Genomic DNA, 26,628 nt, shown 5'->3' with positions numbered 1-26,628 from the left:
AGGTAATTTCTCGGGGTGCACACGCTTTATCCGATTGTGTTGGGGAGTGGTTCTCCTCGACGGAAGGAGCTCCTTTCTCAGTTAATCCCTACGTTCGACATCCTTGTTGGTGGTGTGGATGAGGAGGCGTTAACGGGGATTGACCCTCGGCAGACCGCTGAGGAGTTGGCCGAGGCGAAGGCGGAGGCGGTTTTTGAGATGCGCCCGGACGCTTTTGTGATCGGTGCGGATACGGTGGTTGCGTTTGAGGAAGGCGGGGTGTGGGTGCAGTTAGCTAAGCCACGTGATGAGGCGGATGCTCGGGCTATGTTGGCGAAGCTTTCGGGGCGGTCGCACCTTGTGATCACCGGGTTTAGCTTTTGTTGGCCGGAGGGGTGTTTTACTTCGAGTGAGTCCACTCAGGTTCGTTTTCGAGAGCTTTCGGCGGATGAGATTGCTGCTTATGTGGCGACTGGTGAGCCGATGGACAAGGCTGGGGGCTACGCCATTCAGGGCGGTGCGGCTGGGTTTGTGGAGTCGGTGGTTGGCTCCATTAGCAACGTGATTGGGTTGCCCATGGAGCGGGTTTCCGCTGAGCTGGAGAGGCTCAAACTGGGGATTGGCGCTTCGACTGTTTCTGAGAAGTAAGCGGTTTTTTGGGACGGTTACCCAGTTTGTGGGTAACCGTCTTTGTTTCTTAGTAGTGCCAGTCTACGTTGTGGGCTTGTTTTGCGTGTGCCTCGATGAACTCTCGGCGTGGCTCGACTTTGTCGCCCATGAGTCGGCTGAACATCATTTCGACTTCCATTTCGAAAGCTGGGTCCAGGACCACTTGGACGAGCCGTCGGTTGGCTGGGTCCATGGTGGTCTCTTCTAGGTCTTCTGCGTTCATTTCGCCGAGACCTTTGAAGCGGGTGACCTGGATGTCTTTCTTCTTGGTGACTTTCTTGATGATCTCGTCTCGCTCTTCTTCTGTCATGCAGTAGTGGCGCTCTTTGGCACCGACTTTGACGACGAAGAGAGGAGGCTGGGCGAGGTAGACGTGGCCGCCCTCGACGAGTGGTTTCATGTAGCGATAGAAGAAGGTGAGGAGCAGCGTTCGGATGTGTTCGCCATCGACGTCCGCATCGGTCATGATGATGATCTTGTCGTAGCGGAGTTTGGAGATATCGAACTGAATCTCGTCGGACTTGTCCTTCTTGTCTTTCTTCGCTTTTGCGCTGTTGCCGAAGCCGTTGGGAGTGGTGTCGCCGACCGTCATTTCGAAGTCCATTTGGACATCGTCGTTGTTGGTCTCTTTCTTGCGGCCCATGGTTAGGTCGATACCTACTCCGATGGCCGAGATCATGGCTTTGATTTCTTCGTTGTCGAGTGCTCGGTCGATTCGAGCTCGTTCGACGTTGAGGATTTTTCCTCGGAGAGGGAGGATGGCTTGGGTGTTTCGGTCTCGGGCACCCTTTGCAGATCCACCTGCGGAGTCGCCTTCTACCAGGAACAGTTCGCACTCTGCGGAGTTTCTGCTTCGGCAGTCGGTGAGTTTTCCGGGGAGACCGAAGCTGTCCATGGCGTTGCCGCGGCGGATGGATTCGGCGGCTTTTCTGGCAGCTTCACGTGATCGCTGGGCGATGACGGCCTTGTCCATGATGCGCTTGGCGACGCTTGGGTTCTCTTCGAAGAAGGTTTGGAGTCCATCTCCTACGAGGGAGTTGGTCATACCTTGGACCTCTGGGGTCACGAGTTTGACTTTGTCCTGTGAGTTGTAGGATGGGTTTTCGAGTCGGAGTGAGACGACTGCGGTGAGACCTTCGGTGATGTCTTCTGAGGTGAAGTTGTTGTCCTTCTCCTTGAGGAAGTTCATCTTCTTGGCGTAGGCGTTGACGACTCGGGTGAGTGCTGCGCTGAAGCCGGAGACGTGGGTTCCACCGTCTGGGTTGTGGATGTTGTTGCTGAAGGCCAGGACGGTCTGGTTGTAGCCGTCGTGGTACTGCAGCGCCACTTCGATTTCGGTGTTCTCTTTGACTCGGCGGAAGAAGATAACGGGGTGGAGGGTGTCTTTGCCGTCGTTGAGGTCTTCGACCAGTTGTGGGATACCGCGTTGGTAGTGGAAGACTTCGCTTTGGGTTTCGTCTTGTTCATCGATGAACTCGAAGCGGACCTTGCCGTTGAGGTAGGCCAGTTCGCGCATTCGGGTTTTGATGATGTGGAGATCGTATACGGTGCAGGTGAGGACGGAGCTATCGGCCATCCATCGCTGCTGGGTACCGGTGTTTCCTTCTTCTACGGTGCCGATTTCTTTGACATCGTATTGGGGGATACCTTTCTCGTATCGCTGTTTGTAGACTTTGCCGTTTCTGCGAACGGTTGTTTCCATCCATTCGGAGAGTGCGTTGGTACAGCTGACGCCGACGCCGTGGAGTCCGCCTGCTGTTTTATATCCGCCGCCGCCGAATTTACCGCCTGCGTGGAGGACGGTCATAACGACTTGGAGGGCGCTCACGCCCATCTTTTCGTGGCGGTCTACGGGGATACCTCGTCCGTTGTCCTCGATGCTGAGGGAGTTGTCGGCATGCAAGGTTACGGTGATGCGGTCGCAGTATCCTGCGAGCGCTTCGTCTACGGAGTTATCGAGAACTTCCTTGAAGAGTTGGTGGAGACCCCGTTTGTCGTTGTCTCCAACGTACATACCTGGGCGTTTGCGGACAGCTTCTAAGCCTTCCAAGACCTGAATCTGGTCGGCGTTATAGTCTCCGGTCACTTTGCTTGTCAGCTCTTCAATAATTTCGAGCTGGTCATCTTGCGGGGGATTATTCTGATCGGCCATAGGCTCCAGACGGGATCGATCCGGTTCGGATTTGAACCTAAATGATACCTTATATACTAGGGTTCGCACAGGGGTCCTGTGACCGATATTTGTTGTTAAAGATGGTCATAATTGACGCATGAGCCTTTATGAATCGTTCTTGCGTCCCCTTGCGTTTAAGGTCGATCCAGAGAAGGTACACGAACTGGCGATGAAGGCCCTTGAGAAGGGGATTTTCAAGGGTCGGACCTTTCGTGATTCGCGTCTTGAGCAGACCTTATTTGGGGTGAAATTTGCGAATCCGCTTGGTTTGGCGGCGGGGTTTGACAAGAACGGGGTTGCCCTTAATTACTGGCACCAGTTGGGGTTTGGGTTTGTGGAGGCGGGGACGATTACTCGCCATGCTCAGCCTGGAAACCCTAAGCCGCGGATGTTTCGGATTCCTGAAGACAAGGCTTTGATCAACCGGTTGGGTTTTAACAACCAGGGTGCTCAGGCTGTGGCGACTCGGTTGGCTGCGGCGGAGCCTCAGGTTCCTATTGGGGTTAATTTAGGGAAGAGTAAGGTGACCCCTTTGGAGGAGGCGGCTGAGGACTATGCGGAGAGCTACCGGCTGCTGCACTCGTTTGGGCAGTATTTTGTGGTGAATGTGTCTTCGCCTAACACTCCTGGTTTGCGGACTTTGCAGGAGAAGGGGCCTTTGTTGGAGATTATTCACGGGTTAAGGGAGATTGACTCTAGTCGGCCTTTGTTTGTGAAGGTGGCTCCTGATCTGGAGATCTCGGCTTTGGACGAGGTGATTGAGGTGGCTCATGAGGCGAAGCTGACGGGGTTGATCGCGACCAATACCACGCTTTCGCGTGAGGGGATTCAGCGGGATCCTGGCGAGGCGGGTGGGCTTTCGGGTGCACCTTTGCTTGGGAAGGCCAATGCGTTTCTTTCGCACCTGTATCAGAACTGCAATCGGGATCTTTATTTGATGGGTGTGGGTGGGATTATGAGCGGGGACGACGTTTATGAGAAGATCCGGTTAGGCGCTCATCTGTGCCAGGTTTATACGGGTTGGATCTACGGTGGACCGCATATGGTTCCTACCGCGATGGAGAGGCTTGTGGAATTGATGGAGCGCGACGGGATTTCCAGTCTTGGTGAATTACGCGGGTCGGCTTACTAAAAGGCTTTGTAGGCGAAATAGGCGGCCATTAGGAGGCCATAGATGGCGATGGCTGTACGCAGTTTGTCGGGATCGAATCGCTGGGAGACTCGCGCCGCAATGAAGCCACCGGCGATGCCGCCTGCTACCAGGACTAAGGCTGGTCCGACTTCGACTAGGTGTTTGTAGAAGAAGATGGCGGATGCGACGACGTTGATGATGACGGCGAGCCAGTTTTTTACTGCGTTGAGTTCGTGAATGGAGCCTTCCATGTAGAATGCGAAGCTGGCGAGCATCATGATGCCCATTCCAGCGCCGAAGTAGCCGCCGTAGAGTGAGACGAAGAACTGGAAGACGATTCCGGCCCAGACGGGTAGCGTTCGGGTGTGGCCCATCATCGCTTTGACCTTTGGCTGCAGGATGAGCATGAGGGCTGCGAGCAGGATGAGGAATGGGATGACTCTTCGGAAGATGGCGTCGCTGGTGTTGAGTAGGAGTAGCGAGCCCAGGAGTGAACCGAGGAGGGTTGGGAGAAAGAGCGTTTTGAGGTGGTGGCCTGCTTTCTCGAAGAGGTTTTTGTAGCCGAACGCGCTGGCGAAGGAGCCTGGGAAGAGTCCGACGGAGTTGGTGGCGTTCGCGATTCTCTCGGTGAGCCCAAGGCTCACGGTGAGGACGGGGAAGGAGACTAGGGTTCCGCCCCCGGCGATTGCGTTGATGGCGCTGGCGATTCCGCCTACCACGAACAGAAGAGCCGCTTGTGCTAGGTTCAGATGAGCCCCAGGACGCTTGCGGTCTCGATTGCTGCTTGGGCTGCCTCGCGGCCTTTGTTGCCGTACTTCATTCCGGATCGATCGAGGGCTTGATCTTGGGTGTCTGGGGTGAGGACGCCCCAGCTGATAGGGGTTTTGAACTCGATCTGGAGGCTCATCAGGGCGCCGCCTACGTCTGAACCCAGGAGTTTGGCGTGGGGGGTTTGTCCTTGGAGAATGCATCCGAGGGCGATGACGGCGTCTGGCTTAGAACTGGAGGCTAGGAGAGCTTTGATAACCGGTGGCATTTCCCAGGTTCCGGGAACGTGTACCACGGTGACTTCGGGGTCGCCGAAGCGCTTGAGTTCGTCGAGAGCTCCCGCGAGGAGTTCCTTGGTCACGAGTTCGTTCCATCGACTGACGACGATGGCAAACTTTTTGCCCGAGGCATCCATGCGGCCTTGGAGTTCTTTCACAGTTTTGATTATGGCAGTGAACTAGTTTCCTTTAGTGAGGGCCTGTACGGCATCTCGGATCTCTTTCTCGAATTTCTCTGGGTTGGTTCGGTCGAAGCCTAGCCACAGTTTTGCGATTTTGCCAGATTTGTCTACGAGGAAGAAGCTGGGGGTGCCTGCTGGGTTGAGTTGACGGATGAGCTTGCCGGTTGGGTCTGCGTACTCTCCATTTTCGCCGATGGTTGCTACGAAAATGTCTGAGGAGAGTTTCTTGAGGGAGGCGAGGCAGGCTTCGGCTGGGCCGTCATCTTTGGAGATGTAGGCGATGAGGACAGAGCCTGTTGGGCTTTGTTTGAGGAGGTTGACGGTTTCTTTGGTCTTGCGGTTTAGCCATCCCGTGACAGGAGCAGCTTCGCCTGGCTGGAGTTGGTTTTCCATAGGTTCCAGTGCGAAGGGGGAGAAGCCGAGGGGGATGGAGGGCTTGAAACTGGCTCGTGTGAGTTTGGTGGGGAAGCGGTAGTTGGAGAGTTTCCAGTTGATTTCCGAGATGCCCATTGCCCCTTGGGAGAGTCGGTCGATTTCGAGGAGTTTGCCGCTTTCGTCTATGGTGTAGGTTAGGACATCGAGCGACATGGGGGACTTTTGCGTGATCTTGACGATGGAGTTTTTGCCGCTTTGGGTGGTCTCTACTTTGCCACCACTTTGCGGGATCGATTTCGCGAAGAGGAGACTGGGGATGCCTTGACTTGGGATTCCTGAGATCCGAGATTTGTAGACTCTTAGGCCCAATCCGCCTGGGTGTTCGTCGTAGATTCTCTCAGGTTCGGTCAGTTCCAGGTAGGTCTCGGCGGTGCTGGAGAGGGTGTATTGTTCGCCCTTCCAGGTTCCTTTGTAGAGCAGGCTGCCGTTGCGGTCGAAGAGGAGCTTGCCTTTGGGGCCGGCCAGTTTCTTGGTGGTTAGGGAGGTTTGGATGTCGACCTCGACGCACGGGTGGGTGCTTGCAAACTTTGCGTACCTCTCTAGGGCCGGGGATTTCTGCGAACCCAGAAGTGTGAATAGTGCGGCGATCAGCATGGTTACTCCTTCCCTGCATTATGTCGGGGTTTTGCCCTGACGTTAGGTGAGAACACAGATTTGTGCTGGGAAAGTCTTTGCGGGAAGTGGGAATCAGAGAAACAAGAGGTGGTTTGCAATGAGTGAAAACAAGTATGTGGTCTTTAAGCTAGATAAGGAGCGTTTTGGTCTGCCGATTGCGTCTGTGGAGCGGATTTTGCCTTTGCAGAACGTGACGCGATTGCCCAAAACACCTAAGATGCTTCTTGGCGTGTTTGAGTTGCGTGGGGAGACGATTCCTGCACTGGATGCGCGGCAGCGATTTGGAGTCAGCGAGGATGGCGAGGCGCACAACTTTGTTGTGGTGCTTACGGCCATGGGTCGCTGTGCTCTTAAGGTTGACAATGTGGACGGAATTTTCGACTTTCCTTTAGAGAATGTCGAACCTGCCGAGCACATCGTTACTACGGGCGAAGATTATCTTCGCGGTGTTGGCAAGCAGAATGATCTGCTCACTTTGCTTCTGGAGCCCGATCACATCGTGCCGAAGGAGCTTCGCAATAAGGTCGCGAAAGTAGCGGCTTAGTATCTGTGGGGTGTGGACGAAAAGATCATTCGTCCACACCCCTTAGCTTTGCTATTTCTGTTGAAGTAGCTTTTGGATGCCTTCGACTAGGGAGGCTTTGAGTTTGAGAATGGTTCCGTGGCGTGCGCCTGGCACCATGGCGATTTTGTCGCTTACGTCGGTCCAGTTCTTGAGATCTGTGGACTCGACTGCGCCCCATTTCCCTTCTGTGTATCGATCGAAGTAGACACGGACTCGGTCACCGAGATCGACTGCGGTTGGTCCTTCTGCCCAGTAGCTGCCTGTGATTTTCGGGGCGACGATTTTGAATGGGCCTGTGGCGCTTTCTGCTTCTGCCATGAAGATGTGTTTGGCTGGCTTTGGCGCTTTCGTTTCGTCTTTTCCGAAGAGTAGCCATTTGCCTCGTGCGCGGATCATGGTGGCGTCGATGCAGTTGAAGCCTGGGTCCCACAGGAGTTTGGTGGGGGTGTAGGTTTTGAAATCCCTGGTGGTTGTGGCGTAGAGGCGGTTGTTGAGGGGCCGTTTTAGGTTGTCTAGGTCGCCGTCTTTACGTGCGGTCTCTGGGAAGGCTCCTTCGATGGTTGATGCCCAGTAGATGACGTACTGCTTGTTTGGTTTGTCGTAGACGATTTCTGGTGCCCATGTGTTGCTGACGCCTTTGAAGCTGGTCATGACTGGGAGGTAGTCGGTTTTGGACCAGTGGACGGCATCGGTGGAGTGGGCGATTCCGATGTGGGTGTCCCACCAGCCTGTTGTCCAGACCATGTGCCATGTGTTGCCAGCGCCTTTGAGGATGCAGGGGTCTCGGAGGATGTTCTCTGGGCCTGCTTCTGGGGAGATGACGGTTCGGTTGGGTTCGACCATGGGGCGGAACTTGAGGCCGTCCTCGCTGATGGCCAGCATCGCGCCGGTTTGGCCGTTATCTACGAAGTAGGTGGCCAGGAAGAGATCGGGCGACTTCATGGCGTTGAGGGCAATTAGCAGGGTGAGCATCTTTGTTCAGTATTCAGTGCATACGCCTTGGGGCGGAATGGACGATCGGACTATCGGTTTGAAAGCTGTTCGATTAGCTTCGCGAATATGGTCTGGACTACCTCTTGGGGTGTTTGGGTTGCGTCGACGATTTGCCAACGGTCGGGGTTTTGTTGAGCGAGTTGGAGGAAGCCGTTTCTGACTCCTTGGTGGAATTCGAGTGGGAGGGCGTCCATTCGGTCTTTGGACTCTAGACGTGAGAGGCCGATTTCAGCAGGGAGGTCTAGGAGGAAGGTGGTGGTTGGTTGGAGGCCGCCTGTTGCGAAGTGGTTGCCTTGGGTTACGAACTGTTTGTCAAGGCCTCGGACGATGCCTTGGTAGACGTAGGTTGAGTCGGCGTAGCGGTCGCAGAGGACGACTTTTCCTTCTTCGAGCGCGGGTCGGATGATGGTAGCGACGTGATTGGCTCGGTCGGCTAGGAAGAGGAGAAGTTCTGCGTGTGGGTGCACGTTATCGCCGTGGAGGAGGATCTCGCGGATCTTTTTGCCGAAGTCGCCTGCGCCTGGTTCTCTTGTGACGAGGACTTGGAATCCGGCTTGCTCCAGTTGGGCGGCGACTGTGCGGATGGCTGTTGACTTGCCTGCGCCTTCTGGTCCCTCGAAGGTGATGAACATTGTCTTAGAGTTTAACCAATTGGGCAGGGATAGGAATTTTTCAACATTCTTGCGTTCGTGGCTTTAGGTTGCTACTCTTCGGTTCAGGGGTTGGTATGCTCCGCCTCTGACAGGCTTCTGGAGAAGTTGTAACAATGGACAAAGTACGCGTTGCTATGATTGGTTGTGGTGGTTTTCAGCGATATCGCATGGGCAATTTGCTCAAGGTAGCTGAGGCTGAAGTGGTTGCTTTGGTGGACCCGACGGATGAACAGATTCGGTTGACCAAAGAGGCGCATCCGAAGGTTGCGGGCGCTCCTAGTTTTAACGACCATGCCGAGATGCTGGAGAAGATTAAGCCGGATGCGGTGATGATTGCGACTCCTCATACGCAGCACGTGACTCAGATTTTGGATTCGCTTTCGGCTGGCGCGCATGTTTGCTGTGAAAAGCCTTTGGTGACGAGTGTGGCTCATGCGCATGAGGTGATTGCGGCTCGGGACAAGGCTGGGAAGGTTGGCATGGTGAGCTACCAGCGGCACTATCAGGCTGAGTTTCGGTACATCAAGCAGAAGGTGGATTCTGGCGAGGCTGGGAAGGTGCATTACATTGCGGCCTTGCAGACTCAGGAGTGGTTGCGAGGGACTAAGGGGACTTGGCGGCAGCTGCACTCGCTCTCGGGTGGCGGTCAGTTGAACGACTCGGGAAGCCACTTGATCGACATTATTTTGTGGAGCACCGGTGTGAGCGTGGATAGCGTTTCTGCTTTTACCGACAACTTTGGCACTGAGGTTGATATCAACTCGGCTGTTTCTCTGCGGTTTAAGAATGGCGGTCTTGGGACGCTGACCGTTGTGGGCGATGGCATGAACTGGCACGAGGATATTACGATCATGTGCGACAACATGGCGTTCTTTATCCGAGATGGGAAGTTGACGACGGTGGACCGTGCTCAGAACCGGATGAAGGCGGAGCACTTGAGTGGCAGCTCGACTCCGGACAAGAACTTTATTGACGCTTGCCGAGGGGTGGCGGTTTGCGAGTCGCCTTTTGAGTGTGGGCTGGAAGTGATTCGGCTTACGGAAGCGGCTTGGGCTTCGGCTGCGAAAGATGGGGCGGCTGTTCCGGTTACGGCTTAGCCATTTGGGAAAGGACATGGCTGGTTTGCCATGTCCTTTCTTTTTTTAGTAGATGACCTTGTTGAGTGGGTACTCGACGAGGCCGGTGGCTCCTGCTCTTTTGAGGGCGGGAATGAGGTCTCTTACTTCCTTTTCGCTGAGGATGACCTCGGCGGCTAGCCAGGCTGGGTCGGCCAGTTGGCTGATGGTTGGGTTTTGTAGGGAAGGGAGGATGGAGAGGATCTCTTCCTGCTGAGCTTTCGGCAGGTTCATTTTGAGGCCTACCAGTTTGGAGGCGTTCATCGCTCCTGTGAGGAGGATCTGGAGGGACTCCAGTTTGTTTCGCTTCCAGTCGTCGTCCCAGGCTGTTTGGTTGCACACGAAGCGCGTGGTGCTGGTGAGGAGGGTCTCTACGATTTTGAGGTTGTGTGCTCGTAGGGAGTTGCCGGTTTCGGTGTTGACCACGATGGCGTCCACGAGGGTTGGGACCTTGACTTCGCAGGCACCCCAGCTGAACTCAACGTTGGCTTTGACTCCATTTTCTTGGAGGTGGCGCTCGGTGAGCCGCATGTATTCGGTGGCGATTCTTTTGCCTTCGAGGTCTTTGACGGACTTGATTGGGCTGTCGTTATGAACTGCTAGGACTACATGGATTGGGTTGTTCGTGAGTTTGCTGTATCGTAGCTCGCAAATCTCGTGAACATCTGCACCGCAATCCTTGATCCAGTCGAGCCCTGTGAGACCTGCATCGATGACACCTTGTTGGATGTACATGGGGATCTCTTGAGGTCGAAGCAGGATCGGTTCGATCCCTTCGTCGTCGACCACTGGTTGGTACGACCTTGAAGAGATTTTAAAGTCGAAGCCCGCTCTTGCGAACAAAGAGAAGGTGGCTTCTTGTAGGCTGCCTTTGGGCAGTCCTAGCTTCAGTTTCATAGACTTAGTAGTTTACCGTTTGGGGGCGGTTGGACTTTGTAAGTGTGGGTTGGCGGGTGGATTTTGGCTAAAACCTTAAGATTTGCTGGGTTTTAAACACAAAGAAGACCGATATCTTTCGACATCGGTCTTCTTGTTTGAGAAGAAGCTTAAAAGCTCCACAGGGTAACGTTTAGAACAAATCGACCTGGAGTTGTCAAACTTGGCTTGCAAGTTTGAGTACTACTCCTTTAAGGAGGTGATCCACCCACACCTTCCGGTACGGGTACCTTGTTACGACTTAGTCCCCCTTACCCCCCTCACCTTCGGCCGCTCCTTCCTTACGGTTAGGCCACGGACTTCGGGTGAAGACAATTCAGGTGACTTGACGGGCGGTGTGTACAAGACCCGGGAACGTATTCAACGCAGTATAGCTGACCTGCGTTTACTAGCGATTCCGCCTTCATGTAGTCGAGTTGCAGACTACAATCTGAACTGAGGATGTATTTTTGGGATTTGCTCCACCTCGCGGTATTGCTGCCCTCTGTTTCATCCATTGTAGCATGTGTGAAGCCCCAGGCGTAACTGCCATGCTGACTTGACGTCATCCCCACCTTCCTCCGGCTTACACCGGCGGTCTCCTGTGAGTGCCCATCTTTCATGCTGGTAACACAGGACGAGGGTTGCGCTCGTTGGCGGACTTAACCGTACACCTCACGGCACGAGCTGACGACAGCCATGCAACAAGTGTCTTCACGTCCCTTTTGGGGAGGGCCCTATTTCTAAGGCTTGCGATCGATGTCAAACCTGGGTAAGGTTCTTCGGTTAGTATCGAATTAATCCACATGCTCCACCGCTTGTGCGGGTCCCCGTCAATTCATTTGAGTTTCAACCTTGCGGCCGTACTCCCCAGGCGGGATACTTAATGCGTTAGCTGCGGCACAAGAGGGGTCGATACCTCTTACGCCTAGTATCCATCGTTTAGGGCGTGGACTACCAGGGTATCTAATCCTGTTTGCTACCCACGCTTTCGCGCCTCAGCGTCAGATGATGCCCAGTTTGCTGCCTTCGCCATGGGTGTTCCTCCTGATATCAACGCATTTCACCGCTACACCAGGAATTCCACAAACCTCTGCATCCCTCTAGCTCGCCAGTATGTAAAGCAGTTTCCGGGTTGAGCCCTGGAGATTTCACTTCACACTTAACGAGCCGCCTACGCGCTCTTTACGCCCAGTAAATCCGGACAACGCTTGGACCCTACGTCTTACCGCGGCTGCTGGCACGTAGTTAGCCGGTCCTTATTCTCAGGGTACCGTCCTAAGTCTTTCCCTGAAAAAGGAGTTTACGAGCCTAGACCCTTCATCCTCCACGCGGCGTCGCTGCATCAGGGTTTCCCCCATTGTGCAAGATTCCCAACTGCTGCCACCCGTAGGTGTGTGGGCCGTGTCTCAGTCCCACTCGAGCGGATCATCCTCTCAGACCCGCTACCCGTCGTCGGCTTGGTAGGCCATTACCCCACCAACTACCTGATAGGCCATGAGGCACTCCTAAAGCGAAAAACCTTTTAGTGGAAAATCGATGCCGATCTTCCGCCACATCTGGTATTACCCATCGTTTCCAATGACTATCCCAGTCTTTAGGGCACGTTCCTCATGTATTACTCCGCCGTTCGCCACTGAGTCCGAAGACTCCGTTCGACTTGCATGTTTTAGGCACGCCGCCAGCGTTCGTCCTGAGCCATGATCAAACTCTCCGAAGAAAGTGTTGACCTACTCCAAATTAATGGAATGGTTGACGTTGCTGGTGATGTTCTCCTCAGAGTAAACTCTGAGGTCTCTTATCCACCGAGACAAGCTCGCAGGACTTGAGCCATCGCTTACTAACTCTTCGCCAGTAAGTTTTGGTTAGTTCTTTCGAATAACCGTTTTGTTTAACTTGTTCAAAACGCTATCTTTCCCTATGAAGCTTTCAAGGTTCTTTTCTTTTTCGTCTCAGCTGCCTCTCAGCCGCCTCGACATCAATAGTATTGCGCGTTCGAACCTAACTTGTCAAGCGCTCGTTAAAAAAACTTTCAAAAGATGCTCCTTTCCACCCTTCGGAAACGTACGTATCTATTCGAGCCACACGCATCAAAGGACGCTGTCACGCGCAATAATAGGCCCATCTCGTGCGCACTCTCTTTCTCCTAGCAGCCTTCCTTAGCTCCAGCTTGCTCTTTGTTATTGAGCCTCTTGCGGCGCGCATGATCCTTCCGATTTTTGGGGGATCTCCACAGGTTTGGAACACCAGCCTTGTCTTTTTCCAGGGCACCTTGCTGCTGGGCTATCTGTACGCGCACTTGGTTGCGACCTACTTGAAGGGATGGGTTCAGAAGGCGGTTCATTGCGGAGTGGTTGCGGTGGCTGTTGTGGCGCTTCCGATTACTACTCAGAGCCATTGGTTTCAGGGGGTTCGCGAGGCGGCTCAGGGGAATACGCCCCCTTCTACTTTGGTTTTGTGGGCGCTGGCGGGGTTGGTGGGGCTGCCGTTCTTTGCTTTGTCGGGCAATAGTTCGCTTTTGCAGCGTTGGTATTCGACCACTTCCAACCGCGACGCGAAGGAGCCTTACTTCTTATATGCGGCTGGAAATGTTGGATCGATGCTGGCTTTGCTGGCTTATCCGACGCTGATTGAGCCGGCTTTGAAGTTGGGTGAGCAGTCGAAGTATTGGGCGTTTGCGTATATGGTTCTGATTTTCTGCATTGGCGGCTGCGCGCTGGTGTCTCGGCCGGGTGGCTATGGGGTTTCAGAGTCGGCTGACGTGGAAGACGTGGCGGATGTGCCGGTTACGCGGGCGGATCGGCTTCGGTGGGTTTCTTTGTCGGCTGTTCCTAGTTCGCTGCTGCTGGGCGTGACGACTTTCCTTACGAGCAATATTGCGCCTATTCCGCTTTTGTGGGTGATTCCGCTTGCGCTTTATCTGTTGACGTTCATCTTGGTGTTTGCCAGGAAACCTCACACGCCATCCAAGGTACTGGGGAGGATCTATCCGTTGATTCTCACTCCGCTTGTGTTGACGATTGTGTTGGAGAGCGACAAGCCGATGCTGCCACTGGCTGTTTTGCACTTGGTTGTGTTCTTCGTGGCGACTTGGATGTGTCACTCACGGTTGAGCGAGTCGCGGCCTTCGGCGAAGCACCTGACGGAGTTTTACTTCTATCTTTCTTTAGGAGGCGTGATTGGGGGCGTGTTTAATGCGCTGGTTGCTCCGGTTGTGTTTGATACGTTGGCGGAGTACCCGGCGGCGCTGGTTGCTGCGGCTCTGTTGATGCCTCGCAAGGATGGAGCTAAGGGGTCTAAGTGGGATGGGTTGTATCCGGCTGCGATTGCTGGGGTGATGATTGGTCTGGTTTTGGTGGCTAAGCTGCTGGGAATGGAGGCGAGTCCGCTTCGGACTTTCTTGACCATTGGGTTTCCGGCGATTTTGTGTTTCTTGGCGGTGGACTATCCGACTCGGTTTGGGCTTAGTTTAGCGGCGGGGTTCATTGTGGCGGCGAAGATGCATGTGGCGAGCGATGGGAACGTGCCTTACACTGCTCGGAGCTTCTTTGGGGTTCACCGGATTGTGTTGGCTGAGCATGGCGCGCAGCATAAGTTGATTCATGGGAACACGATCCATGGGATTCAGGACAGCCGGTATCCGACCAAGGCTTTGACGTATTACTACTCGAACGGGCCGATTGGGCAGGTGATGCAGCAGATGCCTAAGGATCGTGTTGCGTTGGTGGGGCTTGGGGTTGGGTCTTTGGCGGCTTATGGGCGGGCTGGCCAGCACATGACCTACTTTGAGATTGACCCTGTGGTGAAGAAGGTTGCAAGTGATACGCGATGGTTTACGTTCTTGCATGACAGCAAGGCCCAGGTGAATGTGGTGCTTGGGGATGCTCGATTGACTCTTGGGAAGGAGTCGGAGCATTACGGGCTGATTGTGTTGGACGCTTTTAGTTCGGACGCGATTCCGATTCACCTTTTGACGGTGGAAGCGATTCAGTCTTATCTGGACCATTTGGAGCCAGGTGGGATGTTGGCGTTTCATATTAGCAACCGGTATTTGGATCTGTTGCCTGTGCTGGCGACCGCTAGTGATCGGTTGGGGTTGAAGTTGAAGTATCAGGAAGATGGGGCTTCGGCGGATGAGGTGAAGGAAGGGAAGCAGGCTTCGAACTGGGTGATTGTTTCGCGGAAGTCCGCCGACTTTGGACCTTTGTTGAAGTCGGCGGTTTGGGGCGATTTTGATGGGACTTTGTTGAAGCAGCCTTGGACCGACGACTATTGCAATGTCATCGGTGCTTTTAAGCCGGGCGCTTTGGGTCCTGGTGGGGCGGATTAGGGTCTAGCTTTTGAGCGGTTCGAATTCGAACTTGCTGATGACGACTTCGTAGGGTTGGTCTTTGGTTGGGGCTTTGCCTTCCATGAGCCAGAGGTTGATGCGAAGTTGCTCGTCGAGGTGAGTGGGGATGTCTGGGCCGGTGTATGTCCAGTCCTTGACCAGTTTTAGCTTCTTGGCGTTTCGGCCTGACTGGCTTTTGAAGGTGACTTCCTTGGGTTTCCAGGTGAATTCTTGGACCGAGAACGGATCTGCTTTGGGGGATTCGAAGCGGTTGATGTTCTGAGGTTTCTCGTAGGGCTGGATGACGAACTGGGTGTTCACGAGTTTGGGGTTGCCCCAGCGTGAGAGTTCGATGTCGATTTCCCGGTGGTTTTCGGCATCGGGGTCGCTCCAGGTGAAGAGGCCGAGCACGAGATTGGGGTCCAGGTGGGTTTGGGGAGTTTCGATGGTGAATCGATAGGTGCCGTAGCCCAGGGACTTTTGCATGACGACTTCGGAGCAGCGCCAGCCGCCTTGTTCGGTCTTATAGACCTTCATATGGAGGCGTCCTTTTGCGTCTACTTGGACTGATTTCTCGGAGCCGCCGAACAGGTTTGGGCCGGGGCCAACTTTGGATGTGCTTGTTTTGACGTCCCAGGTGTAGCCGGAGAATTCGATGGTTTTTGGAGCGAGGAGGGTGAGCAGGGTTAGGAACATGGCGGGGATTGGGCCAGAGCGCTTGGGTGCGTCTGGCCTGGGGTCGATCAGACTTTCTTGAAGTCGTGGATGATGATCTCGACGGGCTTGCCATCGCTTGGGGCGTGACCTTGGAAGAGCCAGAGGTTCATGGAGGTTGCGATGGGTGTTTGTGTGATGTTGGTGAGGGGGGTGGCCGGGGTGTAGTTCCAGGTTTGGATCACGTTGGTGGTGGTTCCGATGGGCTGGTGTCCACCCATGAGCCAGTACTGGACTCCCGTGCTGCTCCATGTGTAGCGGGAGGTGGTGTAGGTTCCGCTGAGCGTGAGTGGGAAGGTTTGGCTTCCTTTGGTTGTGCCTGAGCTTGGGTAGACCGTCCAGTTGCCTATGTTGTAGGAGGCGTTGCCCCAGTGGGCGAACTCGACATCGATCTCGTTGACGCCGTCGGGGCCTTTGTAGCCGAAGAGGCCAAGGACGACGTTTTTGTCGAGCTTATCGATGGGTCCTTCTACTTGCCATTGGTAGGTACCGAAGCCAAGGTTTGGGCCGGTGACTTCGGCGCATGTCCAGCCGGAGGTTGAGTTGGTGATTTTGAGATGGAGGTATCCGTTGGAATCGATGGATACGTTGGACGCGCTCCATGTGTTGGGGCCGGGTCCTAGGGCGGTGCCGGATTTTACTGTCCAGGTGTAACCCTTCCAGCTTATGGTTTGGGCAACGGAGTTCGTTGTGAGCGCGGTGAGCACGCACAACGAACAGACCGCTACCTTGGTGACGTTCGTGTTCTGATAGGCCATGGTTGTATCTCCTCGTTGAGTTGATTTGGGTTATCGAATGGATGCGTCTTCGTTGTCGCCGCCTGCTTGGAAATTCCAGAGCTTGACGCTGCCTCGCTTGTACCACTTGGAGTGGCCGTCACCTAGGGCCATGTTGGCTCCTCCGGTGTGGCGGTATCGAATCTGGAATTTGGCTGGGGATACGCCGGAATCGTTGTCGAGGGTTTTCCACTCGGCCTCTGTGCTTGCAAAGGCTCCTGTGGATGTGTTGATGACTCCGGGAGTCCAGAGGTAGAGTGCTCCGCAGTTGCCGCCCCAGGCTGGGTTTTGGGTGCCTTCGCCGTAGATGATGGTCTCGGCGACGTGGGTGAGGGCTGAGGCGGATAGCGGTCTGTAGTACCAGCCGTTGTCGACTGATGGGGTGTCGTTGTAGTCTCCATTGCCGCCGATGCGCTGGTTCATGGAGTAGCCCAGTGCCCCTCTCTTGATGCTTGATGGGCAGGTTCTTACGGCGGGGGCGCTTCTTTGGCCTTGGTTGTCGTAATCGAACTTACCTTCTCCCATGTAGGGCGAGATGATGAAGTGCCAGATAATCTCTGGGTTGTAGTCGGGGGCTGCGTAGTAGCCGATGGGCATGACGTCGTCACTATCGTTGAGATAGAGCATGTTTGCTGTGCCGATCTGTTTGGTGTTGGAAAGGCAGGCTGTTTTCTTTGCGGCTTCCTTTGCCTGGGCGAACACAGGGAAGAGGATGGCGGCTAGGATGGCGATGATTGCGATGACAACAAGTAGTTCAATGAGCGTGAAGGCTTTAGAAGAACGAAGTGTATTCATAGGAGGGGGACCTGTAAGTGATGGGAGCTAAAGTCGTGGTGTGTGGGTTGAACCTGGAACGAGGTGTGTTGGGATCCAGCCTGAGCTCACCTTTTCGCCAGCGGCCATTGCGATGAGGCCTTGTGCGGCTCTTCGGCCTAGTTCTGTTCTCGGGAGGTTGACTGTGGACAGCGCTGGGTCTAGATAGGCGATGAGGGAGAAGTTGCCGAATCCGATGAGGGAGAGTTCGTTTGGGATGGAGATGTTTAGTTCTCTTGCGGCCTTCATGACTCCGAGGGCGGCTAGATCGCTGGCGCAGACGAGCGCTGTGGGGCGGTTTGGCGTGGTGAGCAGTTCCAGGGCTGCTCTGTAGCCATTCTCTTCTTTGAATCCGTTGCCAGCTTCGGTTGTGTGGAAGCCGTGTTTCTTCATGGTCTTTCGGTAGCCCTTTTGGCGATCTAGGGCGTCGAGGTTGCCTTCGTTTCCGCGGAGGAAGGCGATGGACTGGTGGCCTTGGCTGATGAGGAGTTCGACTGCTTGTTGGACCCCGTCTTCGTTTGCGGGAGAGATCCAGGGAATGGCTCTTCTGCCGGTGTATCGGTTTACTGCGAGTACGTGGAAGCCTCGATCTTTGAGTCTCTCGGCGAGTTTTGCTTCTTCGACAGTGGTGAGAAGGCAGGCTACGGCTGCGCCTTGGGGGAGTCGGTCGGATCTTTCGGCGGTGGCGTAGTCGATGATTAAGGCTTCACGTCCTTGGTCTTCGAGATAGGTTTGGAAGCCTTGGAGCACATCTGGGAAGTAGTGGGGGTCGATTCGCTGCCAGAGTTCGGGCACGATGAGTGCCATGGGGCTGAGGGCTTTGGGTTCTGAGTCGAGCCAGTCCGGTTGTTTCAATACGAACGTGCCTTTGCCGGTGAGTCTTTGAACTAGGCCGTCGGCTACGAGTTGGGAGACGGCTTGGCGGGTGGTCATGTAGGAGACGCCGAATCTGCGGGAAAGCTCGTGTTCGGAGGGGAGGCGTTCACCTTCTGCCCATGTGCCTTGCTCCAGATCTGTCCGGAGGGCTCTTTCTACTTCTCGATACTTGGCTGCTGCTGACATGCTTTTTCTCTATAGATTTCTTAACATGCTCTCTATAGAACTTCACTATACAAAACAATGGTCCGAACTCCAAGCGATTTTTCGCACGTCTCTTTGCTGACTGTTATTGACAGGTTATTGCAAGTGAAATCTCTACCAACATTCTTTCACTTTGCACAGAACTTGAGTTGGAACGTGTCGTCTGCCTTAGTAGTGTGGCTTGGTGGAACTTTCTATCCGCGTTAACTTATAGCGTGGTGCCTTTTGTTGTTTGGAGAAGATCGGAGGTGAGTGGATCGGCGGATCCGCTCACCGCTTCGCTGGATTCGGATGTGGTTTTTGAAGGGGGGCTGAGCAAGCTTCCGGAGTACATTGAGCAGCTTTACTCGGCCCATGGCTTTGGCGGCAGTTTGACGATCTCGCGCCTTGGTGCTGGGCCGTCGATGTGGCTTGAGTGTCAGGACAACGGACTATTGTTTTCGTTTGAATTTGATCCGATGCGTTGCGATCAATTTGAACGGGATGTTCGCAGCTTTTTTATGAAGAGGGGCGTCTTGCCCTGTAAAGATTGCTGTGTAGGGCTCGATAGCCGGACCCATGTGGTGGAGTATTTTGTTCCGGCTGGGCTTGATGAGGCCGTTGAGGTGACGCGGAAGGCGTTGATGGAGACCTGCCGCATCACCCCTATGAATGGACTTGAGTTTGGCTTTCGGGCTACTGCTTAGGGCTGAGCAGCACCCATGGATGCGACTTGATATCTCGTAGCATTGGGTTGGGTCTTGAGGTGAACTTCATTTCTGAGCCATCGGTGAAGCCCATTCTGCCCCAGACCTGCCAGTTCTTGATCATCTCGGCGGTGATCACTTTGGTGTTGACTGCGCCGCCGGAGAAGGATTTTCCGCAGAGGGTGGAGCCGCTTAGGCCTTTCTTGTCGATGACTTCGTTGTAGTCATCGGCGAGGAACTGCTTTGCTTTTTCCGCATCGACTTGGCCTTTGTTGGCTTTGAGGAGGGAGTTCCAGCGGAACTTTCTGGCTTCGCAGCTGTTGAGTTTGGGGTCGGTGGACCAGCCTCCGGGGACTTCTTCTGCGATGAGCTTGGGGTTTTCGGGGAAGTTGGAGCCTACGAAGTAGCCGTCGGACGATCGGGAGAAGATCACGTTTTTGAGGCCTTGTTCGAGCTTGCCGATTTCACCGGTTTTGGTATCGCCTAGCAGCCAGGTGTTGGCGTAGCCGCCGTTGTTGCCTTTGTTCATGATCTGGACCCATTGGTCGAGGTTGGTGGCGTATTGGGTTGCCTTTCTCATCCTCATGAACTCGGGAAGGCCTTTGGGGTCGAAGCCTTCGATGCCGGAGATGGTGGTTTCGGAGATGACGAGGCCTGCGCTGTTGATAGCGAAATCGCTGCCGCTGTGGATGAAGCCGGGGAGGGCGTCCATGAGGATCCGGTTGCCTTTGGTGGGTTTGATGTCCAGCATGGCGTTCCAGCGTTGGCCCATGGTGTAGCCCCACCACAGGTTGTGCCCTAGGACAATCTGTCCGCCTTTGGTTTGGCTGCCGGTGGCGACGAATGAGCTACAGGACTCTTTGTTGGAAGCTTTGTTGTTAAGCCAGGGGATGTAGTAGCCTTCGACCTCGATGTGGGCGTTGAATGCGAGGATGTCCCAGCGGTCGTAGGGCAGGCCTTTGGATTTGAGTCCCTCGGCGATGCCGTCGATCTCGTCTTTGTATTCGGGGTCGAGTTTGTCCCAGAAGAGTGTTTTGGTGGTGTCTCGGAACCAGGTCCACTCTTTGCCTGTGCTGCTCTTGAGTTCGATTCGCAGTGCTTTTTGGGCGTCATCGATTTCTGAGCTGAGAAGCGATCCGTGTTGGAAACCGATTTCTTTGGGTTCACCTTCTAGGTGGACGAGGACCCATCCGGCTTGATCTTCTCGGTATGCCTTTGCGAGGCTTGCCTCAAGGGGATTGTGGGAAAGGAGAGTGAGAGCTAACAGGCCCAGCATGCAACTTAGTGTAAACGAGTTGCATGCCAGCCGTTAGCGTTGCCGGACTTTTATCCGGATTTAGTTGTGGGACTTCGCGTTTGCGGCCCTTTCCCAAGCTTCGATGGTTCTGACGTCTCTTCGACGTCTGTCGAGGGCTTGGTCTATCTTGATTGCCAGCATTTCGTAGGCGTCGACTCCTGGCGCGTTCTTCTCGATGTAATCGAACGCACCGCGTCGCATGCACTCCACGGCGTTGGCAACGTTTCCGTAGGCGGTCATGACGATCACCTCGGCAAACAGGTCTCTAGAAAACGCCGCATGCAGGACTTGAAGTCCTGATTCGGGCGTATCCATGCTCATGTCCGTGACGACGGCGTCGTACGGTTGGTTTGCTGAAGCGATCTTTTCCATTCCTTCAGCGGCAGTATCTGCAGTCTCAATTTCGTAGCCAGCTCTTTCGAGTCGGCGCTTAATTGCACTGAGCACTCCTTCTTCATCATCAATAACAAGCACCCGGCTCATCGCGCGCTAGTATACATTTTTACACCTGTTCCTGAAAGCCCTAAGTGACGTTCGGCGGTGGGAATCACGAAAAAAAGCGCCCGCCGCTCCTTTTGGGGAGTGGCGGGCGCTTGGGCTATGCCTTTGGTTGGTGAATTACCAGCCGTAGTAGCCGCAGTTGTAGTCTTCCAGGATGTCCGCGTAGGAGAGTCCTGTCTTACCTGCTGTGCTGCAAGAGTTGACTCGGCTACCCACTGGGTACTTGCAGAGCCAAGCATCTGCTGCTCGGAGTTGGTCTTGGATGTTGCCGCTTGCGCTGCCACATCGTCCGCCGTATCGCTTGTCGGTGTTGCAACCGATGCCTACGTTGAGCTTCGCTGCGAGTACCTGCTTGAAGACGGCCAGGGAGATGTCTCCGCAGTCGTTCTTACCGAGGAGGCAGAGAGCTTCGGACTTGGTGTAGGTCTTGCAACCGATGGTGATCTTGTTGCATGGCCAGTAGCAGGAGTAGTGGTACCAATCGCAGGCACAGCCGCCGCATGGATCGCACTTGTAGGTGTATCCAAAGTCGAAGTCTAGGTTCTGCATTGGATCGGTTGGCTTAGCTGGGACAGTTAAGTTGCCGATTGCTACGTTCTTGGTCTGGACGCCGTCGAGGTCGTATGTCTGGATAAGGCCCTTAGGAAGGGTGGTCGCATCGACTGTGACCTTGTACTTTCCTGGAGGGAGCATATCGAAGATGTACTTGCCGTTTGCGTCGGTGGTGGTCCATGCGTTGTAGTCCACGGTTCCATCATTGTTGATGTCGCCTTGTAGGAGAACCTTAACGCCTGGGATACCGAGCTCGCCGATTTCTGGTTCGTACTTGCCGTCTGCATCGCTGTCGAGCCAAACGGTGTCGCCGATCTTTCCGAGGCCAACCAAGCCTGCGTCAACCGTGAGGTTGTCTTGGTTTGCGGTGAGAGTTACCTGAGCGGTGACTCCGGTTGTTGGGTTTGCATTGCTGTCGAGAGCAATGTCATTTCCGGCGCCTTGAATCGTGAATGCCCATCCTGTTGGAGGGGTGAACTTCACGGAGTATTTGCCTGGAAGAAGGTTTGTGAACAGGTACTTGCCCTGGCCATCTGTGAGCTGGGTTGCGATTGGGTTGCCGTTTGCGTCGTAGAGGACTACAGTTGCGCCTGCGACTCCGATCTCGTCTTGATCTTGAATTCCGTTTCGATTGGCGTCGAACCAGACTCGATCGCCCAGGCTTCGAGTTCCGACCAGACCTGCATCGATGGTGATGTTGTTCTCACCGGAAGCGAGGGTTACCGTTGCTGTGTCGCCATTGGCGTCTGCATTGCTATCAACGGTTGTGTCGCTACCTGCATTCTGCTGAGTGAAGGTAGTGCCTGATGGCGCGTTGAAGTGAACCTTGTAGGTTCCTGGCATCAGGTTCGTGAAGCTGTAATTACCGTTGCTATCGGTTGTTGTGTTGCTCAGCTCGTTGCCTTGGGCATCCTGGAGGATTACCTTGACACCGGCTACGCCTGGCTCATCGCCATCTTGGATTCCGTTGTTGTTCTTGTCGAACCACACCTTGTCGCCGAGGCTTGCGCGCTCGAAGCTGTACCGGTAGGTGATCTTGATGTCTGCGCTGGAAGAAGTGTTCAGCGCATAGAACACGTTGGACGGGCCATTGAAGTAGGAGCTTGCTGCGGAGTCGACTGGCAGTGTGACGGAGCCGGTTCCGATGAAGGGGGCTACATCTGCGCTGGCAGTGAGTGAAGCAGTTCCTGTCTCGTTCGACGTGAGGCTGAGGTAGGACCGGCCTGAGGTGCCCGCGTAGTCGAGGACGCCATCGAATGCGTCGAGGCTGTCGCTGACTTCAGAGCACTTAGGGTGGATCTTGAGGAGCGAGGAGCCGTCTGGCTTGTTGAGGTTGACGTATGCGCAGATTCGTGCGGCGAACGTTTGTGGTTCGGCGTCGAAGTTCTCTACGCGCGCGTCGCCCAGAACCGTTCCGGTGAACGAGATGTCGACGCTATCGAGGTGGACTGCAGGGATGTTGAACTGGGGCAGCGAAAGGCTTCGGCTCCAGTTGTCCTGCGTCATCGGGATGCTTGATGTGTACGTTACCGAAGCGGTCTCAGCGTTTGCCGAAGATGTCAAAAGACATGCTCCGACCGCGGCAAGTCCACTCAGGATACGCTTTACGGACTGGGTATTAAAGTTCATAAGAGGCCTACTGACAAAGGCCCAGCCCCTGATGGAGCTGAGCCTTGGGTTGGATTTACTTGCGGTTGCGTCGTCGGAGAGCAGCAGCTACGCCGAGTGCCAAAGCAGCCATGGAAGCTGGCTCTGGAACTGCCTGGTAGGTGTACTCAACATATCCTTCAGCGCCTGCGTTAGTGTTGAAGAGGAATGCTGCGTTACCGGCTGAGTCGGTGCCGTTGGACGTACCGAGTGTGTTTACGGTGAGGTTGATGGAACCAGGGCCCGTGAACAGAGCGAGATCCGATGCGCTTGTGCTGACTAGGTCGTCGGACTTGGAAGTGTTTGGAACCGTTGTCAGGCTACCGTGAACGTTATCGAATGCAGGGACGCCGTTTGGAGAAACTGCATAGGTGTCTGTCTTGGTGTAGGAAGGAGTCACCGAAAGAATTTCGGAGTTATCTGGTCGAAGAAGTCCTATCTTTGCGCTGAGCGTTCCAGTGATGGTGTTTGCGGAGCTGGTCGAAATGTTTGCCATTCCGAGGCTACCGTTGATGGTTCCTTCGAGGTGGAACTTGACGGATGTGAGCGTACCGAGCGTTGGGTCGAACTTGGAGAGGCTGACAGCCTGAGTCCATGTCAACTTGTGGATGGGAACGCTAAATGTATCTGCTTGGCTGAGCGCCACAGCGCCGAAGGCAACGATTGCGAAAAGCGCACGTGCGGTGTGCTTTGTTCTGATCATGTTATTCATAGAAAACCGATTTTGGATTTGTATTTAGCAAAACACTTTGCAGCAACCTTTTGGGCGTGCGACGCAGTGCTTATAATCGCCAATCGAATTCTTGCAAGATTAATGCCAATCTCCCAAGCATCTTCTTGGTGCATCTAACAAATACCAGGTCACAGGTGTAACCCAATCATAAAATAATAGCACTAGGAGTATAAGAGGTTGCATCATCTTGCGATCATTATCCGCAGTAGTACTAGATGAATTTTATCTATGCTCTCTGTTTCGCCAATATTTCCAGGTAGAAATACTTGCTTCATTTGCATCTAAAATATGCTTCTAGCCGTATGAAGCTATGCCCAGTTTTCGACGAAGCTTTGTTGCGTGGGTCTCAGGTTTTTATGAGATGATCTCGTAAGAATTCTTGGGTTCGGAAAGAATATATCGTCAATATTGGACAACTCCTCTCGAATACTGTTTCACTTAAGACATCATCGGTTTTGCCTCCTAATCTATTGACAGATTCGCTATTAGTAGGCAGTAGAGCATCTTATTACATCATCGAATCTATCACGTAGGTGTGATTGATTTGAGTGTGTTCTGACATTTTGGGTTTGATCGGCCGTTTGGGTTTCTTTGAAATGGACCGATTTTGAACAGCACCGCGGGCCCGTTTTAGAGCAAGATCTAAGGGACTGTGTCCGGGCAAACCAACCGTCTTGAAAACCTGAAGAGTCTGCATGCTGCCAATGCGGATATGGCTTTTGCGACTGCCTTTATCACCCTCACCACGGGTGCGTTTTTGGTTGGGTTTGCGAAGTCTTTGAATGCCACTCCTTTTGTGGTGAATATGCTTACGGCGATTCCCAGTTTGTGTGGGCTTCTGCAGATTCCTGGAGCGATTTGGGGCAGGAGTTTCAACACTTACAAGGGGTTTGTGCTTTGGGGTGGGCTTTCTTGGCGGCTGTTTTATGTGCCGCTGATCTTTCTGCCTTTGATTGCGGTTTCTACTGACTTCCGCTTGTTCTTGTTGATCTTGTGTGTGAGTTTGGCTTCGGTGGCGACGACCATTGTGAACCCGATTTACAACGATTGGCTTGCGGAGATGATTCCGATCAATTCGCGTGGCGTGTTCTTTGGTCGTCGGAATGCGATTGGGCCGATTGTGGGTGCGGTTGCGGGCATTCTTGGGGCGGTTGTTTTGGACGCGTTTCGTGCGCGCAACATGGAATCGCAGGGGTTCTCCATTGTTTATGGGCTTGGGGCGCTTTGTGCGACGGTCAGCATGATCTTCTTTATGCGGATGCAGGACCTGCCGCGATTGAATCCTGTGAAGCAGAACTTGCGGGATGGCATTTTTGCGATTCGCGCTCCGTTTGCGGATAAGGAGTTTCGCAAGGTGCTCGCCTATTTGTCAGCGATGTTCTTTGCGCAGTTGCTGCCAGGTGGTCTGTTTTCGCTTTATGCCCTTGAGACATTGAAGTTGGACTACAAGCTGGTTCAGGGTGCGATTGTGATGCAGGCGCTGGGGATGCTGGCGTTCTCGCGGATTTGGGGGTTCATCAGCGACACGTATGGGAACAAGCCGGTGCTTGCGATTACCGGGACCCTGGTTGCGCTGAATCCGATTCCTTGGATCTTGTGTGTGCCGGGGCAGACTACGTTTAACGCGGCACTGCTGTTGTCGACCCACGTGATCATGGGGATCTCTTGGAGCGGGGTGAACCTGTGCCAGTTCAACCTGATGTTGGCCGCGTCGCCGGACCATGACCGGGCTAACTACATTGGCGCGGGCATGACGGTGGCGGCGATTACCAGTGGCGTGGCGCCTTTGGTGGGTGCGGCGATGATGCCAAGCGTTCCGACTGCGGCAGCTTTTAAGACGGTGTTCTTTGTGACCATCTTCTTGAGGCTTTGTGCGACGGGCGTGCTTCTGCGGGTGCGCGAGCCTGGGGCGACGGACATCAAGACGGCTATTCGCAATTTGAGCCATGTTACGCCGAAGGGTGTGCGGGCTATTCGGAGTTTGGCGAGGAGTTCTGATGCCATTGAGCGCGAGAGCGCGATTCAGGAGTTGGGTTCTCAGCGGGTGACTCTGGCGAGTGATGCGGTGATTAAGGCGCTCCATGATCCTCAGCCTCGAGTTCGGCGGCAGGCGGCGGCTACGCTGGCTCGGTTGAACGAGCCGAAGGCGGTTCGGGAACTGGTGCATCAGTTGGAAGACCATCCTGACTTGGTTGAGGAGGAGATGCTTGACGCGCTGGGCGAGTTGGGAGATCCTTTAGCCATTCAGGCCGTGACGAAGACGATGCGGTCGCCGCGGTCGTTGGTTCGCCGTGCTGCGGCGAAGGCTCTCGGGCGGATTGGTGCTCACAATCGAGATTCCGAGGCGATGGGGAGTGCGGTTGAGGCTTTGGTGACGGCGGCTGAGGACCCTTCGGATCCTGACTTGAGGCGTGCTGCATTGCAGGCTCTTCGATTGATTGGCGCTCCTGCGGCGATTGGGCCGGCGATTGATGCGCTGATGGATCCTCATCCGAGCGTTCGTATTGCTGCGGCTGAGGCGGTGGTGGAGTTGGAGGCGAAGACGGCGGCTGCTCGACTGCGAGAGAGTTTGGCCAGCTATGATGATGAGGCTTCGGCTGAGCTGGCTTATGCGCTGGGCGTGTTGGGAGTTATTGGCGACATTCCTTTGATCTTGGCTGAGGCGAAGAAATCGGTGAGCATGATTACTCGGCGTCGGGCTTTGCTGGGAGTGGCTCGGTTGATGGGGGTAGAGCGGGAGACTTACCGACTGATGACGCTAGAGGACATGGTACGGGACAACGCCTTGCTGGAGAGTCAGAAGCTGCTTGGGCGTGGGTCACCTGAGATTAATCGGGCCATGCACTTGTACTCAACGGGCGATGAGCGTGGGGCGCTGGGGGCTTTGGCTGAGGCGCGCAAGGAGCCTGCTTTTCAGTATTTGGCGGAGGGTTATGTGCCGGAGCTGTTCTTGGTGGCCTTTTCTGCTGCTACATCGCGACCATAAGTCTCATGAGGAACATTGCTTGTTGCGCCGACGTTCTATAC

The 26,628-nt window shown here is 54.5% G+C and carries 22 protein-coding genes and 1 rRNA gene; 7 read left to right on the top strand and 16 right to left on the bottom strand.

The window, feature by feature from the left end; all coding sequences use genetic code 11:
* Nucleotides 1-15 precede the first annotated feature (15 nt).
* A complete protein-coding gene (locus ACZ51B_RS12425; RefSeq protein ID WP_464293649.1) occupies nucleotides 16-627 on the top strand; it encodes a Maf family protein in 612 nt (203 codons plus the stop codon).
* 49 nt (nucleotides 628-676) lie between these two features.
* Here the strand turns inward: ACZ51B_RS12425 and ACZ51B_RS12420 are convergent, their stop codons facing one another.
* Nucleotides 677-2,800, bottom strand: coding sequence for a DNA gyrase/topoisomerase IV subunit B (locus tag ACZ51B_RS12420; RefSeq protein WP_464293648.1), 2,124 nt, complete (start codon nucleotides 2,798-2,800; stop codon nucleotides 677-679).
* Between the two features lie 118 nt (nucleotides 2,801-2,918).
* Between ACZ51B_RS12420 and ACZ51B_RS12415 the strand changes: the two genes are divergently transcribed.
* On the top strand, nucleotides 2,919-3,953 hold the full coding sequence (locus ACZ51B_RS12415) for a quinone-dependent dihydroorotate dehydrogenase (protein WP_464293647.1): 1,035 nt from the start codon (nucleotides 2,919-2,921) through the stop codon (nucleotides 3,951-3,953).
* Here ACZ51B_RS12415 and ACZ51B_RS12410 read toward each other — a convergent pair.
* Genes ACZ51B_RS12410 through ACZ51B_RS12400 form a run of 3 tightly spaced genes read right to left on the bottom strand, consistent with a single transcriptional unit; the run spans nucleotide 3,950 to nucleotide 6,210 of the window.
* Nucleotides 3,950-4,672 (bottom strand): sulfite exporter TauE/SafE family protein, encoded by a 723-nt coding sequence (locus ACZ51B_RS12410; RefSeq protein WP_464293646.1) that lies wholly within the window; start codon nucleotides 4,670-4,672, stop codon nucleotides 3,950-3,952. The two genes, ACZ51B_RS12415 and ACZ51B_RS12410, sit on opposite strands and share 4 nt — an antisense overlap.
* 26 nt (nucleotides 4,673-4,698) lie before the next feature.
* Nucleotides 4,699-5,157, bottom strand: a complete 459-nt coding sequence (gene ribH / locus ACZ51B_RS12405) for a 6,7-dimethyl-8-ribityllumazine synthase (protein WP_464293645.1) — start codon at nucleotides 5,155-5,157, stop codon at nucleotides 4,699-4,701.
* Nucleotides 5,158-5,178: 21 nt separating this feature from the next.
* Nucleotides 5,179-6,210, bottom strand: coding sequence for a TlpA family protein disulfide reductase (locus ACZ51B_RS12400; RefSeq protein WP_464293644.1), 1,032 nt, complete (start codon nucleotides 6,208-6,210; stop codon nucleotides 5,179-5,181).
* A 118-nt stretch (nucleotides 6,211-6,328) separates the two neighbouring features.
* On the opposite strand from ACZ51B_RS12400, the gene ACZ51B_RS12395 reads away from it, so the two are divergent.
* Nucleotides 6,329-6,775 (top strand): chemotaxis protein CheW, encoded by a 447-nt coding sequence (locus tag ACZ51B_RS12395; RefSeq protein WP_464293643.1) that lies wholly within the window; start codon nucleotides 6,329-6,331, stop codon nucleotides 6,773-6,775.
* Nucleotides 6,776-6,826: 51 nt separating this feature from the next.
* Here the strand turns inward: ACZ51B_RS12395 and ACZ51B_RS12390 are convergent, their stop codons facing one another.
* Nucleotides 6,827-7,768 carry a glycoside hydrolase family 43 protein gene (locus ACZ51B_RS12390; protein WP_464293642.1) on the bottom strand — a complete coding sequence of 314 codons (942 nt, stop codon included), beginning with the start codon at nucleotides 7,766-7,768 and terminating at the stop codon, nucleotides 6,827-6,829.
* A 50-nt stretch (nucleotides 7,769-7,818) separates the two neighbouring features.
* A complete protein-coding gene (tmk, locus tag ACZ51B_RS12385) occupies nucleotides 7,819-8,421 on the bottom strand; it encodes a dTMP kinase (protein ID WP_464293641.1) in 603 nt (200 codons plus the stop codon).
* A gap of 134 nt (nucleotides 8,422-8,555) precedes the next feature.
* On the opposite strand from tmk, the gene ACZ51B_RS12380 reads away from it, so the two are divergent.
* Nucleotides 8,556-9,539 carry a Gfo/Idh/MocA family protein gene (locus ACZ51B_RS12380; protein WP_464293640.1) on the top strand — a complete coding sequence of 328 codons (984 nt, stop codon included), beginning with the start codon at nucleotides 8,556-8,558 and terminating at the stop codon, nucleotides 9,537-9,539.
* A gap of 45 nt (nucleotides 9,540-9,584) precedes the next feature.
* Here ACZ51B_RS12380 and hisG read toward each other — a convergent pair whose 3' ends face one another.
* Nucleotides 9,585-10,454, bottom strand: coding sequence for an ATP phosphoribosyltransferase (hisG, locus tag ACZ51B_RS12375; RefSeq protein WP_464293639.1), 870 nt, complete (start codon nucleotides 10,452-10,454; stop codon nucleotides 9,585-9,587).
* A gap of 231 nt (nucleotides 10,455-10,685) precedes the next feature.
* Nucleotides 10,686-12,192, bottom strand: a 16S ribosomal RNA gene (locus ACZ51B_RS12370).
* A 408-nt stretch (nucleotides 12,193-12,600) separates the two neighbouring features.
* On the opposite strand from ACZ51B_RS12370, the gene ACZ51B_RS12365 reads away from it, so the two are divergent.
* Nucleotides 12,601-14,802, top strand: a complete 2,202-nt coding sequence (locus tag ACZ51B_RS12365) for a fused MFS/spermidine synthase (RefSeq protein ID WP_464293638.1) — start codon at nucleotides 12,601-12,603, stop codon at nucleotides 14,800-14,802.
* Nucleotides 14,803-14,805: 3 nt separating this feature from the next.
* Here ACZ51B_RS12365 and ACZ51B_RS12360 read toward each other — a convergent pair whose 3' ends face one another.
* Genes ACZ51B_RS12360 through ACZ51B_RS12345 form a run of 4 tightly spaced genes read right to left on the bottom strand, consistent with a single transcriptional unit; the run spans nucleotide 14,806 to nucleotide 18,167 of the window.
* Nucleotides 14,806-15,498, bottom strand: a complete 693-nt coding sequence (locus ACZ51B_RS12360) for a glycoside hydrolase family 16 protein (RefSeq protein ID WP_464293637.1) — start codon at nucleotides 15,496-15,498, stop codon at nucleotides 14,806-14,808.
* Between the two features lie 47 nt (nucleotides 15,499-15,545).
* Complete coding sequence (locus ACZ51B_RS12355) at nucleotides 15,546-16,274, bottom strand: glycoside hydrolase family 16 protein (protein WP_464293636.1); 729 nt, start codon at nucleotides 16,272-16,274, stop codon at nucleotides 15,546-15,548.
* Nucleotides 16,275-16,304: 30 nt separating this feature from the next.
* Nucleotides 16,305-17,087, bottom strand: coding sequence for a DUF1559 family PulG-like putative transporter (locus ACZ51B_RS12350; RefSeq protein WP_464293635.1), 783 nt, complete (start codon nucleotides 17,085-17,087; stop codon nucleotides 16,305-16,307).
* Nucleotides 17,088-17,114: 27 nt separating this feature from the next.
* Nucleotides 17,115-18,167, bottom strand: a complete 1,053-nt coding sequence (locus ACZ51B_RS12345) for a GntR family transcriptional regulator (protein WP_464293634.1) — start codon at nucleotides 18,165-18,167, stop codon at nucleotides 17,115-17,117.
* Between the two features lie 236 nt (nucleotides 18,168-18,403).
* Here ACZ51B_RS12345 and ACZ51B_RS12340 point away from each other — a divergent pair, with 236 nt between their 5' ends.
* Nucleotides 18,404-18,871 carry a hypothetical protein gene (locus tag ACZ51B_RS12340; protein WP_464293633.1) on the top strand — a complete coding sequence of 156 codons (468 nt, stop codon included), beginning with the start codon at nucleotides 18,404-18,406 and terminating at the stop codon, nucleotides 18,869-18,871.
* On the opposite strand, the gene ACZ51B_RS12335 is transcribed toward ACZ51B_RS12340, so the two are convergent.
* The 4 genes from ACZ51B_RS12335 to ACZ51B_RS12320 all read right to left on the bottom strand — a co-directional run bounded on the left by ACZ51B_RS12335 (nucleotide 18,861) and on the right by ACZ51B_RS12320 (nucleotide 23,571).
* A complete protein-coding gene (locus tag ACZ51B_RS12335) occupies nucleotides 18,861-20,147 on the bottom strand; it encodes a C45 family autoproteolytic acyltransferase/hydolase (protein ID WP_464293632.1) in 1,287 nt (428 codons plus the stop codon). The two genes, ACZ51B_RS12340 and ACZ51B_RS12335, sit on opposite strands and share 11 nt — an antisense overlap.
* A 60-nt stretch (nucleotides 20,148-20,207) precedes the next feature.
* Nucleotides 20,208-20,651, bottom strand: coding sequence for a response regulator (locus ACZ51B_RS12330; RefSeq protein WP_464293631.1), 444 nt, complete (start codon nucleotides 20,649-20,651; stop codon nucleotides 20,208-20,210).
* A 135-nt stretch (nucleotides 20,652-20,786) separates the two neighbouring features.
* Entirely contained in the window at nucleotides 20,787-22,850 is a 2,064-nt protein-coding gene (locus ACZ51B_RS12325; RefSeq protein ID WP_464293630.1) for an SdrD B-like domain-containing protein, read from the bottom strand.
* A 55-nt stretch (nucleotides 22,851-22,905) separates the two neighbouring features.
* Nucleotides 22,906-23,571: a choice-of-anchor E domain-containing protein gene (locus ACZ51B_RS12320; RefSeq protein WP_464293629.1), complete on the bottom strand. Its 666-nt coding sequence runs from the start codon at nucleotides 23,569-23,571 to the stop codon at nucleotides 22,906-22,908.
* Nucleotides 23,572-24,253: 682 nt separating this feature from the next.
* Here ACZ51B_RS12320 and ACZ51B_RS12315 point away from each other — a divergent pair.
* On the top strand, nucleotides 24,254-26,587 hold the full coding sequence (locus ACZ51B_RS12315) for an MFS transporter (protein ID WP_464293628.1): 2,334 nt from the start codon (nucleotides 24,254-24,256) through the stop codon (nucleotides 26,585-26,587).
* Nucleotides 26,588-26,628: the final 41 nt, after the last annotated feature.

Source organism: Fimbriimonas sp. LA-C6 (genome assembly GCF_055398105.1).
This window is presented reverse-complemented; position numbering and strand designations above follow the sequence as displayed.

Coding starts and splice junctions, on each gene's coding strand:
- ACZ51B_RS12330 (WP_464293631.1), bottom strand. CDS start 20,651: ATGAGCCGGGTGCTTGTTATTGATGATGAAGAAGGAGTGCTCAGTGCA.
- ACZ51B_RS12345 (WP_464293634.1), bottom strand. CDS start 18,167: ATGTCAGCAGCAGCCAAGTATCGAGAAGTAGAAAGAGCCCTCCGGACA.
- ACZ51B_RS12390 (WP_464293642.1), bottom strand. CDS start 7,768: ATGCTCACCCTGCTAATTGCCCTCAACGCCATGAAGTCGCCCGATCTC.
- ACZ51B_RS12360 (WP_464293637.1), bottom strand. CDS start 15,498: ATGTTCCTAACCCTGCTCACCCTCCTCGCTCCAAAAACCATCGAATTC.
- ACZ51B_RS12320 (WP_464293629.1), bottom strand. CDS start 23,571: ATGATCAGAACAAAGCACACCGCACGTGCGCTTTTCGCAATCGTTGCC.
- ACZ51B_RS12395 (WP_464293643.1), top strand. CDS start 6,329: ATGAGTGAAAACAAGTATGTGGTCTTTAAGCTAGATAAGGAGCGTTTT.
- ACZ51B_RS12400 (WP_464293644.1), bottom strand. CDS start 6,210: ATGCTGATCGCCGCACTATTCACACTTCTGGGTTCGCAGAAATCCCCG.
- ACZ51B_RS12380 (WP_464293640.1), top strand. CDS start 8,556: ATGGACAAAGTACGCGTTGCTATGATTGGTTGTGGTGGTTTTCAGCGA.
- ACZ51B_RS12420 (WP_464293648.1), bottom strand. CDS start 2,800: ATGGCCGATCAGAATAATCCCCCGCAAGATGACCAGCTCGAAATTATT.
- ACZ51B_RS12355 (WP_464293636.1), bottom strand. CDS start 16,274: ATGGCCTATCAGAACACGAACGTCACCAAGGTAGCGGTCTGTTCGTTG.
- tmk (WP_464293641.1), bottom strand. CDS start 8,421: ATGTTCATCACCTTCGAGGGACCAGAAGGCGCAGGCAAGTCAACAGCC.
- ACZ51B_RS12325 (WP_464293630.1), bottom strand. CDS start 22,850: ATGAACTTTAATACCCAGTCCGTAAAGCGTATCCTGAGTGGACTTGCC.
- hisG (WP_464293639.1), bottom strand. CDS start 10,454: ATGAAACTGAAGCTAGGACTGCCCAAAGGCAGCCTACAAGAAGCCACC.
- ACZ51B_RS12335 (WP_464293632.1), bottom strand. CDS start 20,147: ATGCTGGGCCTGTTAGCTCTCACTCTCCTTTCCCACAATCCCCTTGAG.
- ACZ51B_RS12415 (WP_464293647.1), top strand. CDS start 2,919: ATGAGCCTTTATGAATCGTTCTTGCGTCCCCTTGCGTTTAAGGTCGAT.
- ACZ51B_RS12350 (WP_464293635.1), bottom strand. CDS start 17,087: ATGAATACACTTCGTTCTTCTAAAGCCTTCACGCTCATTGAACTACTT.